The sequence below is a fragment of the Mycolicibacterium tokaiense genome (assembly GCF_010725885.1).
Lineage (GTDB): Bacteria > Actinomycetota > Actinomycetes > Mycobacteriales > Mycobacteriaceae > Mycobacterium > Mycobacterium tokaiense.
The window spans coordinates 2,724,557-2,737,282 of the sequence record NZ_AP022600.1; the positions used below are offsets into that span (position 1 = coordinate 2,724,557).

Annotated in this window: 13 protein-coding genes; 11 read left to right on the forward strand and 2 right to left on the reverse strand. The window is 68.6% G+C overall.

Annotated features, from left to right (window positions below):
• Positions 1 to 22 precede the first annotated feature (22 nt).
• A complete protein-coding gene (locus G6N58_RS13200) occupies positions 23 to 727 on the forward strand; it encodes a GntR family transcriptional regulator (protein ID WP_232067844.1) in 705 nt (234 codons plus the stop codon).
• Positions 724 to 1,188, forward strand: coding sequence for a RidA family protein (locus G6N58_RS13205; RefSeq protein WP_115278392.1), 465 nt, complete (start codon positions 724 to 726; stop codon positions 1,186 to 1,188). The genes G6N58_RS13200 and G6N58_RS13205 overlap by 4 nt, the downstream gene beginning before the upstream one ends.
• Positions 1,189 to 1,196: 8 nt before the next feature.
• Here G6N58_RS13205 and G6N58_RS13210 read toward each other — a convergent pair whose 3' ends face one another.
• The gene (locus G6N58_RS13210; protein WP_115278391.1) at positions 1,197 to 1,793 is read right to left on the reverse strand and encodes an SRPBCC family protein; all 597 of its coding nucleotides are present in this window, start codon (positions 1,791 to 1,793) and stop codon (positions 1,197 to 1,199) included.
• Between the two features lie 153 nt (positions 1,794 to 1,946).
• On the opposite strand from G6N58_RS13210, the gene G6N58_RS13215 reads away from it, so the two are divergent.
• The 9 genes from G6N58_RS13215 to G6N58_RS13255 all read left to right on the forward strand — a co-directional run bounded on the left by G6N58_RS13215 (position 1,947) and on the right by G6N58_RS13255 (position 11,319).
• Positions 1,947 to 2,939, forward strand: coding sequence for an LLM class flavin-dependent oxidoreductase (locus tag G6N58_RS13215; protein WP_232067845.1), 993 nt, complete (start codon positions 1,947 to 1,949; stop codon positions 2,937 to 2,939).
• A gap of 320 nt (positions 2,940 to 3,259) precedes the next feature.
• Complete coding sequence (locus G6N58_RS13220) at positions 3,260 to 4,258, forward strand: ABC transporter substrate-binding protein (protein ID WP_115278389.1); 999 nt, start codon at positions 3,260 to 3,262, stop codon at positions 4,256 to 4,258.
• Positions 4,259 to 4,296: 38 nt separating this feature from the next.
• Entirely contained in the window at positions 4,297 to 5,097 is an 801-nt protein-coding gene (locus tag G6N58_RS13225) for an ABC transporter ATP-binding protein (RefSeq protein ID WP_068915132.1), read from the forward strand.
• Complete coding sequence (locus G6N58_RS13230) at positions 5,094 to 5,942, forward strand: ABC transporter permease (RefSeq protein ID WP_068915133.1); 849 nt, start codon at positions 5,094 to 5,096, stop codon at positions 5,940 to 5,942. Before G6N58_RS13225 ends, G6N58_RS13230 begins: the two co-directional genes overlap by 4 nt.
• Positions 5,939 to 6,712, forward strand: a complete 774-nt coding sequence (locus G6N58_RS13235) for an ABC transporter permease (protein WP_232067846.1) — start codon at positions 5,939 to 5,941, stop codon at positions 6,710 to 6,712. The genes G6N58_RS13230 and G6N58_RS13235 overlap by 4 nt, the downstream gene beginning before the upstream one ends.
• Positions 6,685 to 9,027 (forward strand): xanthine dehydrogenase family protein molybdopterin-binding subunit, encoded by a 2,343-nt coding sequence (locus G6N58_RS13240; protein ID WP_232067847.1) that lies wholly within the window; start codon positions 6,685 to 6,687, stop codon positions 9,025 to 9,027. The genes G6N58_RS13235 and G6N58_RS13240 overlap by 28 nt, the downstream gene beginning before the upstream one ends.
• A complete protein-coding gene (locus G6N58_RS13245; RefSeq protein ID WP_115278388.1) occupies positions 9,024 to 9,890 on the forward strand; it encodes an FAD binding domain-containing protein in 867 nt (288 codons plus the stop codon). The genes G6N58_RS13240 and G6N58_RS13245 overlap by 4 nt, the downstream gene beginning before the upstream one ends.
• Entirely contained in the window at positions 9,887 to 10,363 is a 477-nt protein-coding gene (locus G6N58_RS13250) for a (2Fe-2S)-binding protein (protein WP_232067848.1), read from the forward strand. The genes G6N58_RS13245 and G6N58_RS13250 overlap by 4 nt, the downstream gene beginning before the upstream one ends.
• Positions 10,303 to 11,319 (forward strand): FUSC family protein, encoded by a 1,017-nt coding sequence (locus G6N58_RS13255; RefSeq protein WP_163908158.1) that lies wholly within the window; start codon positions 10,303 to 10,305, stop codon positions 11,317 to 11,319. The genes G6N58_RS13250 and G6N58_RS13255 overlap by 61 nt, the downstream gene beginning before the upstream one ends.
• On the opposite strand, the gene hglS is transcribed toward G6N58_RS13255, so the two are convergent.
• Positions 11,291 to 12,694, reverse strand: coding sequence for a 2-oxoadipate dioxygenase/decarboxylase (gene hglS, locus G6N58_RS13260; RefSeq protein ID WP_115278386.1), 1,404 nt, complete (start codon positions 12,692 to 12,694; stop codon positions 11,291 to 11,293). The two genes, G6N58_RS13255 and hglS, sit on opposite strands and share 29 nt — an antisense overlap.
• Positions 12,695 to 12,726: the final 32 nt, after the last annotated feature.

Genomic DNA, 12,726 nt, shown 5'->3' on the forward strand with positions numbered 1-12,726 from the left:
ATGTTTGAGAAAGGGGGCCGCGGTGCCGACACGCGCCAAACAGGCACACGAGCCCAGGGCGGGGTTCGTCCGGCCCAAAACCGCCCAGCAGGCGGTCGTGGAGTTGCTGCGCAACGACATCACCTCGGGACGGTTGGCACCGGGCACGCCCATCGTCCAGGAGGCACTCGCCGAACAGCTCGGCATGTCGCGCATCCCGATCCGGGAGGCGCTGAAGAGCCTCGAAGCCGAGGAGTACGTCACCTACGAGCCACACAGCGGCTACCGCGTGGTGAAGCTGGGCCTGCAGGAGCTCACCGAGGTCTTCCGGCTGCGAACCCTGTTGGAGGAGGAGCTGATCCGTGACTCCATGCGCATCCCGGTGGCCCCGGAGATCATCGCGGAGATGCGGATGCTGATGGACGAGATGGACCGTGCCGGCGCCGACGGCGACCTGGTGGCCGTGGGCGTGGCCAACCGACGGTTCCACTACCTGACGTTCGAGCAGAGTGAGCTGTCGCGGACCAAACGCATCGTCAACCAGCTGTGGAACATGGCCGACCCGTACCGGCCGCTGTACGCCGACCTGATGGACCTGGACAAGGTGAACTGCGAGCATGTCCTGATCACCGATGCCATGGTCGAGGGCGACGTGGACAAGGCCGTCGCCCTCAACAGTCAGCATCGTTCGCACTCGATCGAGCACCTGAAGACCGTGCTGGGGGCCGGTCAGGGGATCGGCTTGTGACCTCGCCGTCCGAGCGGCTCGCCCGCCTCGGCCTGAGCATCCCGCCGCCGCCCGCGCCCAAGGGCAACTACTTCCCGACCCGTCAGCACGGGGGTCAGCTGTGGGTCTCCGGCGCCACCGCGCGCACCGCGGCCGGGCCCGGTCTGCGTGGAGTCGTGGGCGCCGAGGTCTCGCCCGCCGAGGCCAAGGAGCAGGCACGCATCGCGGCGCTGAACCTGCTCGGCGCCGTCGAGGCCGCCGTCGGGCTGGCGGGGGTCACCGCGGTGCTGCACCTGCGGGGGTATGTCCGCGCGGTGGCCGACTTCGACGCCCAGCCCGGTGTCATCGACGGCGCTTCGGAGCTGCTGCTGGCAGTGTTCGGTGCCGAGATCGGGGCGCACGCCCGCACCGCCATCGGGGTGGCCTCGCTGCCCGGGCAGGCGTGCGTGGAGCTCGAACTCGTTGTTGCGGTCGCGGGCTGACCGACGCGTCAGCGCGCGTAGACCGCGCGTCCCACCGCCAGGCCCAGCGCGATGCCGGCAAGGGCGGTGGCCGCCACCTGGACCAGAACGTCCCGGTGCACAGCGGCAGCGCCGGTGCGCGACGTGGGCAACCCGACGGTGCGGTCGGCGGCAGGCGCGTCGCCGGTACTGATCATGGTGTTGAGCCGGCTCACGAACTGCTTGATGATCCGCCCGCTGACCTGGCTGATGACCCCGCTGCCGAATTGGGCGATGCGGCCGCCGAGGTCCAGGTCGGTGGTCACCACCACTGCGGTGCGGCCGGCGTCGTCGCGGGCAGTGATGGAGATGGTGGCCTCGGCCGAGCCCTGCCCGGTGCGGTCTCGGGCTGCGCCGCGCACCACCATGGTGTGGGCGGCGTCGTCCTGGTTCACCAGCACGGCCGAGCCCTGCAGCGTCAGACCCACCGGGCCCACCTTCACGGCCACGTGGCCGTCGTAGTTGCTGCCGTCCACCGCATCGATCTCCGCACCCGGGATGCACGACGCCATCCGGGGGATGTCGGTGAGTGCCGACCAGGCGTCCGCCAGCGGGGCGTCAACGGTGAACTCGTTGGTCAACTGCATGACTGCCTCCTGGATGACCTGTGTATTTCAGCGGGGCGAACGGAATCTTGCGGTTACGCTGCGCGGTGATTGGATCCGATATACAGTATCAGCCATTGAGTGGCTGATCAGCGTGAATCGAGCGCGGTCCTCGACAGGGAAAGGCAGTAGCTGGTGCTGAGTAAAGGAGTCGGACTCTTCCCCACGGAGCCGGTGGGGGCGATGCGCGACTACGTCCACCTCTGTGAGTCCCTGGGCTACGACAACGTGTGGATCGGGGACTCGCAGAACATCTGGCGCGAATCCTCGACGGTGATGGGCGCGGCCGCCGTGGGCACCAACCGGGTGGTCTTCGGTACCGGCGTTACCAACGCCGTCACCCGGCACATGTCCCTGCTGGCCTCATCCTGGGCTACGCTGTCCGAATTCACCGGTGGCCGTGTGGCTTTGGGAATCGGGACGGGTGATTCCTCGCTGCGCACCATGGGACTCAAACCCCAGAAGCTGGCGGAGCTGGAGGAGTCGGTGCGCCAGTTGCGCACATTGTTCCGCGGCGAGAAGGCCGTCGAGCCCCACAGCGGGGCCGAATACCACCTGAACTACCTCACCGAGCCGATGAACATCCCGATCTACATCGCGGCTTCGGCGCCGAAGATCCTGCAGATGTCGGGCCGCATCGCCGACGGGGTGATCGTGCTGGTGGGCACCGCGCCGCACTTCATCGAGGCGGCGCTGGCCACCATCGAGAAGGGCGCCAAGGAGAGCGGACGCACCCTCGACGACCTGCACATCGTGCTGTGGACGCCGACGGCCATCGGCCCGGACCGCACCGAGGCCCGCGACCTGGTGCGCGCCCACGTCTCCCGAGTGGCGATCCGGCCGCTGCCTGCCAAGGTGGACCCGGCGCTGGAGGCCGCGATCGACCGCATCCGCGAGTCCTACGACTACTACCACCACATGGACACCGAGGCCTCGCACGCCGATCTGGTGCCCGACGAGCTGGTCGACCTGTTCGCCCTGGCGGGAACACCCGATGAATGTGCCCAGCGGTTGAAGGAGATCGAGGCACTCGGCGTAGACCAGGTGTCGATCGTGCCGTTCGTGCGTCCCGGCCAGAGCAAGGAAACCACCATCCGCACCTTCGCCGATATCGTCGCAGGTCTGTAACGATGTCTGTCAGCGCCGCGTTTCCGTCGCCCGGCAGCGGAGCCCCCGGGGCGCCGCCGCCGCTGAAACGCCCGCTGACCCCAGCCGACGGGGTGCCCGCAACGACGCGGGAGCAGGCCGAGCCGAGTGCCGCACCCCAGCCGGTCACTACCCACAGTGCCGGTGCACCAACACATCTGACGGCCGCGGCGGCAATGACCGGTGTCGCGATCGGATTGGAACTCGCGCGGTTGATCGGTCGCCGGCGACCGCACCACCGCACCAACGGTCCACGTCGGGCCGGATAGTTGAACACAAGAATTCACCCTGGAGGTTCTGAAATGTCGTTCGTCAAGAAATGCGCTGTGGCAGGTCTGGCCGCGGTACTCACCATCGGTACCGCCGCGTGCGCCGATGAATCCGCCGGTCCGGAGACCGCCGCCGAAGGTGGCAGCACCGACAAGACCCTGAGCATCTCGGCCACGGGCGTCGACAGCCTGCCGTTCATGGCGATCCTGCAGGTGGGCATCGACAAGGGCTGGTTCCAGGAGAAGGGGCTGGAGGTCGACCTGTTCTCCGGCGGCGGTGGTGGCAACACCCTGCGTGTCGTCACCAGCGGCGACGCCGACCTGGCCATCGCAGGCAACACCTCGGTGCTGCTGGCCGCGCAACAGCCCAGCTCCAACCTCACGGTGATCGCGCCGTGGTTCCAGCTCAACGACTTCTCCTGGATCGCCCCGCCGGGACGCACGCTGGACAACAACGCGGTGCTGGGCTTCAGCTCCGCGGGCTCGTCCACCGAGCTGCTGGTCAAGGGACTCGAGAAGGAACTCGGTGTGCGCGCCCAGGCGGTCGGCGGCATGGGGGACAACTGGACCGCGGCCAAGGCCGACCAGATCACCGCCGGCTGGGCCATGCAGCCCTTCATCGCGGCCAAGGAGGCCGAGGAGAACGCCGAGGTGCTGGTCAACTCCCGCGACATCCTGGGTGACCTGCCCGCCGACCTGGTGGCGGTCAACAACGACTACGCCGAGGCCAACCCGGACAACCTGAAGGCGTTCTTCGAGGTGGCCGACCGCCTCAACGAATGGGTGGTCGCCGAGCCGGACGCTGCGGCCGCCGAGATCGCCCCGCTGGTGGGCGTCAGCGAAGACGTCATGAAGGCTTCCCTGGCCGCCACTCCGGACCTGGCCAAGGGGTACTCGCTGACCGTCGACAAGGACGGGCTGGAGAACCTCTCGACCCTGATGGTCGAAGCGGGACAGATCTCCGAGCCCGTGGACTGGGCCACCGTGCTGGATCAGCAGTACCTGCCCGAGGACGCCCGCGCCACCCTCTGACCCCAGCCTGACCACCTCGCCGACGATCGGAGAAAAGCATGCAGCCGCAAGGCATTCAGATGGACAACGTGTCAGTTGTCTTCGAGACCGCGGCAGCCACCGTCACCGCGGTCAAGAACGTCACCCAACAGGTGCCGCACGCCAGTTTCGTCTCGATCGTCGGCCCCAGCGGCTGCGGTAAGTCGACGCTGCTCGCGGTGATCGCCGGCCTGCAGAAGGCGTCATCGGGGTCGGTCAGTGTGGCGGGCAAGCCGGTCACCGGGCCGGACCCCAAGATCGGCGTGGTGTTCCAGGAGGATTCGACGCTGCCGTGGCGCACCGTCGAGGAGAACGTCCGCTTCGCCATGCAGATGATCGGCGTCGACAAGTCCGAACAACGCAAGCGGGCCAAGGATGCCGTCGACCTGGTGGGGCTGGCCGGCTTCGAGAAGTCCTACCCCTCGCAGCTCTCCGGCGGCATGCGTCAGCGAGTGGCCCTGGCCCGGACCCTGGCGGTGCAGCCGGAGGTGGTGCTGATGGACGAGCCGTTCGCCGCACTGGACCAGCAGACCCGGCTGTTCCTCGGCGCGGAGGTGCGTCAGATCTGGGCGCGCACCAACCAGACCATCGTCTTCGTCACCCACGACATCTCCGAGGCGATCCTGCTCTCGCAGCAGGTCTGGGTGATGTCCTACCGGCCGGGCACCATCATCGACGTGGTCGACATCGACCTGCCGGAGAATCGCGACGCCTCGGTAGTGTCCACGCCGCAGTTCAACGAACTGCACAACCGCATCTGGAGCTCGCTGCAGGCGGAGTCCATGCGCGGGTTCAAGCAGCAGGAGACCGCCGCGACATGACCTCCTCGTACGTCGCCGCCGACGACCTCCCGGCCGAGACACTGCCCGCGGCGCCCCAGCCCACCCCGGCGCCGCCCAAACGGGGGATCAGCAAGGGTGCGCTGAGCGCCCTGTCCACGATCGGGCTGATCGCGGCGTTCATCGCGATCTGCGAGATCGGCGTCCGTGCCGGTCTGTGGAACGAGAGTGTGCTGCCCGCTCCGTCGACCATCTTCGCCGAGTTGGCCACCCAGATGGCGTTGCCCCAGTTCTGGGACGACGCCGCCCGAACCGGTGTCGAGGTCGCGGTATCGCTGGTGTTCGGCGCCCTGCTCGGGCTGCTGGCAGGCCTGACGTTCTGGAAGCTGCCCTACATCGGCCGGATCTTCGAGCCGTACCTGGTGTCGTTTTATGCGGTGCCCTTGGTGCTGTTCTACCCGGTGATGATCGTCCTGGTGGGCATCAACGCCATGTCGGTCATCATCCTGGCCACCATCATGGCGGCCATCCCGATGGCGTTGAACACCACCGTCGGCCTCAAGGGCATGCGGCCGGTGTACATGAAGCTGGCCCGCTCACTGAACGCTTCACCGCGCCAGGTGCTCTTCTCGGTGGCCATCCCGGCGGCCGGGCCGTTCATCGTCGCGGGTCTACGGCTGGCGGTGGTGTACGCGCTGATCGGCACCATCGCCATGGAGTTCACCACCGCACAGGCCGGGCTGGGCTACCGCATCCGCTATCTGTACGAAACCTTCGACAACACAGCGATGTTCGCCTACATCGTCGTGGTGTTGCTGTTCTCGTGTCTGCTCACCGTGCTGCTGGCGCTGGTGGAGCGGGTGCTGCTGAAAGGACGAAACCTGTGAGCTCCGCAGTGGCATCACCCACGCCGGCCGCCCGCCGCGTGCGCACCTTCCTGGGCGGGCAGCTGTTCGGGTCGGTGGCCCTGGCAGCGCTGATGGTGCTGATCTGGGAAATCGTCTCCGGCCTGACGTTCGTCATCCCGTCGCCGGCGGCCACCGTCGAGGTGCTCATCCAGAACCTGACCAACTCGGCCTACCTGTTCGACATGCAGGTGACCGCGCAGTCGGTGGTGCTGGCCTTCGTGATCGGGACCGCCATCGGCGGCGGGCTGGGTCTGCTGCTCGGGCTGTCGGAGAAACTGCGGCTCATCTTCGAGCCGACGCTGATCATGCTCAACGGCATCCCGAAGATCGTGCTGTATCCGGTTCTGCTGCCCATCTTTTCGCTGTCTGGCTCCAAAGTGGTGATGGGAGTGCTGTTCGCCCTGTTCCCGGTGCTGATCAACGTCTCCACCGGCGTGCAGGAAATCCCGAAGGTGTACTGGAAGCTGGCCAAGTCGGTGCAGGCGAACGCCTGGCAGCGGCTGGTGCACATCATCTTCCCCGCGATCCGGCGGCCGCTGCTGACCGGCATCCGGCTGGCTGTCAGCCTCGCCGTGGTGGGTGTGGTGCTCTCGGAGTTCTTCGCGACCCGCCGCGGACTGGGCCGAGTGGTATTGCAGTCCTACAGCCATGGCGAATACCCGGCCATGGTGGCCACCATCCTGCTGCTCATCACCGTGTCGTTCGTGATCTCGATAGCCCTGTGGCAGTGGGAGAAGCGAATCCATTGAGCGACGGCTACATCGGGCAGTCGGTCCCGCGGCGTGAGGATCAGCGGCTGCTCGCCGGCCGCGGCCGGTTCCTCGCCGATCAAGCCTCCGGCGCGCACCACGTGGTGTTCCTGCGCTCCAGCCAGGCGCACGCCCGGATCGACCGGATCGACGGCAGCCGCGCCACCGAGATGCCCGGTGTACTCGGCTTCTTCACCGCCGCTGAGCTGGATCTCGAGGGTGTCCCGATTCCGCTGCTGACGCGTCCCGAGGTCGAGTTCTCCGACGCCACCCAGTGCGTGCTCGCCGAGCAGCGGCTGCCGGTGCTGGCCTCGCAGCGGGTGCACTACATCGGCCAGCCCATCGCCGTGCTGATCGCCGAGGACCGCTATCGCGCCGAGGACGCCCTCGAGATGGTCGAGGTGGACTACACCCCGTTGCCCGCCGTCACCGACGCCGAGGCGGCCTTGCAGGCTGACAGCCCGGTGTTGTTCGACCATCTCTCCGGCAACGAGGCCGCCCGGCTGCGGTACAACTTCGGTGATCCCGCTGCCGCCATGGCTGTCGCGCACCGGGTGGTCAGCGGCACCTACCGAATGGGCCGCCACGGTGCCGTTCCGCTGGAATGCCGCGGCGTGCGGGCCGAATTCGATCCGCGCCGAGGGCAACTCGAGGTCCTGACCTCCACTCAGGTGCCGCACATGGTGCGTAAAGCCATCTGCGGGGTCACCGGGTGGGCTCCCGAGGATGTCACGGTGTCGGTGCCCGATGTGGGCGGCGGGTTCGGCACCAAGGCCAACGTTTACAGCGAGGAGATCGTGCTCGCGGTGCTGGCCCGCCGGACCGGTCACGCGCTGATCTGGGTGGAGGACCGGCAGGAGCACCTGGCCGCCAGTGCCCAGGGCCGCGACCAGGTGCACCACACGCGACTGGCCGTCGACGCCGACGGTCACATCCTGGCCTGGGAGGACCACTTCGTCGTCGACATCGGGGCGGGCAGCCTGTGGGTGGCCGGCATCGTCGCCAATACCGCCATTCACCTCCTGGGTCCATATCGTGTTCCGGCAGCTGACATCTCGGGGCGCGCCGCACTGACCAACAAGACACTGGTGGCCCAGTACCGCGGGGCGGGCCGGCCGGAGGCCACCTTCGCCCTGGAGCGCAGTCTGGACGCCGCGGCCGCCGAGCTCGGCATCTCCACCGCCGAGATCCGCCGCCGCAACCTGCTGACCGCCGCCGATCTGCCGTATTCCCGGCCCATCCCGTACCGCGACGGGGTTCCCATCGTCTTCGACGGCGCCGACTACCTGGCCTGCCTGAAGGCGGTGACCGAGGAGCTGCCGCCGTCGGAAGCAGAGCTGGTGGCCGCCGAACACCCCGATCACGCCGTGGGATACGGGTTGTCGAGCTACCTGGAAGCCACCGGCCGGGGGCCGCACGAGACTGCCCGCATCCGCGTCCTGCGAAGCGGCGAGTTCGAGGTCACCTCCGGAGCGGCCAGCGCCGGGCAGGCCCACGAGACCGTGTTCGCCCAGGTGGCTGCCGACGCGCTGGCGGTACCGCTGGAGGCGGTGCGCTACGTCCCCGCCGACACCGAGCGCCTGCCCGAAGGCGTCGGCACCTTCGCCAGCCGTTCGGCGATCCTGGCCGGCTCGGCCATCCACCAGGCCGCCGGCGAGCTCGTCGGCCTGGCCGCGACGCGGGCAGCGGCCCTGCTCGGGGCCTCCTCGGGCGTCGAGTACGCCGACGGGATGTTCACCGCGGACGGCCGCAGCATCGGTTGGCGCGAGCTGGCGCAGTCGCAGGCGGTGGGCGGCGGGCTGGAAGGCGGTGGCGCCCTGGACGTCACCGCGGTGTTCCGACCGCCGACCGTCACCTGGACCATGGGCGTGCACGCCGTCATCCTCGGGGTGCACCGGCGCACCGGCATCGTCACCGTGCTCCGCTACGCGGTGGCCCACGAGGGCGGCCGTGAGATCAACCCGAAGGTGGTCGAAGGCCAGGTGATCGGCGGCGTCGCCCAGGGCCTCGGCGGGGCGCTGTTCGAGCAGTGGAGTTATTCGCCTGCGGGCCAGCCTCTCTCCACCACCTTCGCGGCCTACCACCTGCCGTTGTCCACGGATGTGCCGCGCGTTGCCGTGCGGCACCTGCACGTCGACACCCCGGTCAACCCGATCGGCGTGCGCGGCGCGGGCGAGAGCGGCACCATCGCGGTCTACGCGGCGGTGGCAGGCGCGGTCGACGATGCTCTGGGAACCGGCTTTCACGTCAGCACCACGCCGATCGACACCGGAGCCCTGTGCCGCGAGCTCGACACCGCGGGGGTGCCGGTATGAAGCCCGCTGAATTCGCCTACCACCGACCGGAATCGGTGGCCGAGGCGCTGCTCTTGCTGGCCGAGCTGCCCGATGCCAAACTGCTGGCCGGTGGACAGTCGCTGCTGACGCTGATGAACCTGCGCCTGGCCCGGCCCGCCGCGGTGATCGACATCGGTGGTCTGGTCGAGCTCACCAGGATCTTCGACGACACCGACGACCTGATCCTGGGAGCGATGGTGACCCATCGCACGGTGGAGACCGACCCGCTGATCGCCGCGCGTACACCGCTGTTGGCCGATGCTGCGCGCTACATCGGCCACATCGGGATCCGCAACCGCGGCACCATCGGCGGCTCCCTCGCCCATGCCGACCCGGCCGCGGAGATGCCGCTGGCCGCGCTGGCGCTGGGGGCCACCTGTCACGTGGAGTCGGCCGCCAGGGGGCGCCGGGCGGTCGCCGCCCAGGACCTGTTCCTGTCGTTCTACACCAGCTCCCTGGAACCCGACGAGATGCTCACCTGGATCTCCCTGCCGGCGATCACGCCGCAGCAGGGCTGGGGATTCGTCGAATATGCCCATCAGCACGGTGATTACGGAATGGCCGGGGCCGGGGTGATGCTGACGCTGGACGCCTCGGGACGTGTCGAGCAGGTGCGGGCGGCGGTGCTCAACGCTGCGGACCGGCCGCTGCTGTTCACCGCAGGTGTGGGGGAGCGCCCGTCCGCCGGGCTCTGGGAACAGCTGGCCGCCGAGTGGGCCGCCCAGACCGAACCGTCCGCGGACGACGCGGCCTACGCGCGACGGTTGTGCGCCGTCGCGCTGGAAGAGGCGTTGACGGCGGCCGCAGGCAGGCTCGCAGCCGAACAGGAGGTGCTCCGGTGACGGTGCAGATCACGGTGACGGTGAACGGTACGGCGTTCGAGCGTGCGGTACCGCCGCGGATGACGCTGGCGGACTTCCTCCGTGACGAACTGGGCTTGACCGGAACACATCTGGGATGCGAGCACGGCGTCTGCGGCGCCTGCTCGGTGTTCATCGACGGACGCAGCGCACGGGCGTGCCTGACGCTGGCGGTGCAGGTCGACGGGCGCACCGTCACCACCGTCGAAGGCCTCGACCAGTTCGAGGAGGCGCCGCGGCTGCGCGAATGCTTCGCCAAACAGCGCGGTCTGCAATGCGGCTTCTGCACGCCGGGCTTCCTGGTCACCGCGCTGGAGCTGATCCGCGACACCGATACACAGAAGCCGCTGACCGAGGACGGTGTGCGAGAGGTGTTGTCCGGCAACATCTGTCGATGCACCGGCTACCAGGGAATCGTCGACGCGGTGCTGGAAGCGGCGCAGACATCCGACTAGACAGGTCGCTGCTCCGCCCGACCGGCCGTCCCGACTGGGCGGCCGCCGCGGCGCTGGCCGTCGCACTCGGCGCGGTGTTCGTATCGTGTGATCTGCTGGGGCAGCCGAGCGCCGGCGCCGCGGTGGCCCTGGGTTTTGTGTTGACCGCTGTTCCGGTGATTCCCCGAACTCTCGTTGCTGCAGCCGAAGTGCTGGCACTGCGCACCGCAGCGGTGGCCGCCGGCGCCGGTGTGGTGCTGCTATTCGGGGGTAACACCCCGGCCCTGGCGGTGTGCACCGTGGGCGCGGCGATGCTGGGAGCGGTGCTGCCGAAGCTGGGTGCCACCGCGGCATTGGCGATCGTGCTGATGGACCTGCACACCGGCCGACTGGTGGAAGCCCCACCGCTGCCGCTTCCGGTGCTCTATCTCAGTGGCGCCGCCGCGGTGTGGGTGGCCGTGCTGCTGGCACGGGCCACCCGCCGAGCCCCGGCGGAAACCGCTGCGCGCAAGGCGGGGTACACCCTCGTCGCCGCGATGGGGGTGGCCGTCGCCCTGGCCACGACCGTCGCAGCGGCGGTGCCCGAGGACGTCGTGGGCGCCCACTGGTTGATCACCAGCGTCATCCTGTCCATTCAGAGCGACCCGTCGGCCACCGGTCTGCGCCTGGCACAACGGTTGTCGGGCAATCTGGTGGGTGCCGTGCTGGCCGCGGTCATCCTCGCCGCACATCCGGCGACCGTTGTGCTGGTGGTGGCCATCGTGGTGCTCTTCCTGCTGGCGATGGCGCTGCGGCCGGTGAACTACACCTGGTGGGCGGTGACCGGGCCGCCGGTGCTGTTGCTCATCAGCGAGTACCCCGCCGTCTTCCCGTGGTACGAGGGCGGGGTACGGCTGCTGATGAACGTCGTCGGTGCGCTCATCGTCGTCGCGGTGGTCTTCGGCGCGCCTAAGTGTCTGCCCGCAAAACGGTGGTGAGTCCCAGTTGACGCGATACCTCGTCGAGCGAGCGCTGACGCTGCGCGGCGTACAGGTCGTTGGGGTCGGCCACCGGTATACCGAGGATCTCCGACATCCAGTCGATGGTGCGATCCGACCCGGCCACCGACAGGTCCTTGTGGCCTTCCGAGGACAGGTTCGACTGGAAGATGCCTGCGGCCGAGCGCGGCAGGAAGTCCTCATACACGATGGGGTGCGGCACCAGCCAGCCGCGCTGCAGCAGGCTGGCCAGGTTCGCTTCGAACGGCCCGGTGCGCGCGGATTCCGGGGCCAGGGTGAACGTGAAGTACGCCAGATCCTGAACGGCGAGCTCGAGTTCGGTGGTTGGCAGGTTCTCGCGCCACACCTGGCGGGCCACGTCCTGGCGCACCGCGCCGGGCTCCTCGGCCACCCGGGCGTCGGTCTTGGCAACCATGACGTCGTAGAGGTCGCGGCCGGCCGGGGTCAGCGCCACGCCGCGGGCTTCCACCTCCCCGAAGCGCACGCGCAGCGAATCGGTGTGCACCACGCCGTCGGCATCGACGAATCGCCGGGCCTCGGCCAGGGCCTTGAACGACGTCTGGCGCAGCAGCACGTCGGGCCCCTCCCAGCCGGGCGGGCCCTGGATGTCGTCGATCATGGTGATCCCTCTGGCCTCCATGCGGCGGTAGAGCTCGTCGATGTCGAGTACCCGCGGAGTCAGGTGGTTGATGTGGGTGGTGCTCACGCCGCCGATGTCCGCGGCCACCGACGAGATGGCGTCCAGCGTCTCGTACCACACCCGGTCCACGGGCTGGTCGGACAACTCGAACGCCTGGGTGGCCAGTGCCACAAAACGATCGGCATCGCGGGTGGGCAGCTGTCCTTCGGCCTGGGCGACGGCGGCGAGCTGCAGCAGTTCGTCGTCGAACAGGATGCGGTGTTCCAGGAACTCGGACAGTCGGCCAGTGAGTTCTTCGGTGAAGAACCGGCGGTCGTCGATCACCAGCATCGAGGTGAAGACGCGGAAGGGATTGCGGTCCAGTTCCGCCGGATCGATGGGCCGAAAGGCGGTGGACACCACAGGAACTGCGCTGGATGCGGCCTCACGCAGATCGTAGAACCCGACGGGCTGCATGCCGAAGCCGCCGAAGATGGTGGCCACCTGGCGCATCTCCTTGGCGGTGCCCACCCGGATGGCGCCGTGGCGCTCGTCGGCCACCCGGGTTGCGGTGCCCAGCCTTTCGGCGTCGGCCCCGTGGCGCAGCAGTACCTCCCGATTGACCTCGGCTGCGACATCGACCAGATCGAGATAGGCGGGCACTTCGTTGCCGTACATCTGTGACAGCGACCGCGCGAACCTCGCGCGCAATTCCCATGAGCTGACGGTGGCCATCCGGTGCGTCTCCTGCCGTTCGGGTCCCCCGG

What these genes read in the sequence shown, in the direction of transcription:
- G6N58_RS13220 (WP_115278389.1), top strand. Translation starts at nt 3,260, where the DNA reads ATGTCGTTCGTCAAGAAATGCGCTGTGGCAGGTCTGGCCGCGGTACTC.
- G6N58_RS13230 (WP_068915133.1), top strand. Translation starts at nt 5,094, where the DNA reads ATGACCTCCTCGTACGTCGCCGCCGACGACCTCCCGGCCGAGACACTG.
- G6N58_RS13255 (WP_163908158.1), top strand. Translation starts at nt 10,303, where the DNA reads ATGCACCGGCTACCAGGGAATCGTCGACGCGGTGCTGGAAGCGGCGCA.
- G6N58_RS13245 (WP_115278388.1), top strand. Translation starts at nt 9,024, where the DNA reads ATGAAGCCCGCTGAATTCGCCTACCACCGACCGGAATCGGTGGCCGAG.
- G6N58_RS13225 (WP_068915132.1), top strand. Translation starts at nt 4,297, where the DNA reads ATGCAGCCGCAAGGCATTCAGATGGACAACGTGTCAGTTGTCTTCGAG.
- G6N58_RS13210 (WP_115278391.1), bottom strand. Translation starts at nt 1,793, where the DNA reads ATGCAGTTGACCAACGAGTTCACCGTTGACGCCCCGCTGGCGGACGCC.
- hglS (WP_115278386.1), bottom strand. Translation starts at nt 12,694, where the DNA reads ATGGCCACCGTCAGCTCATGGGAATTGCGCGCGAGGTTCGCGCGGTCG.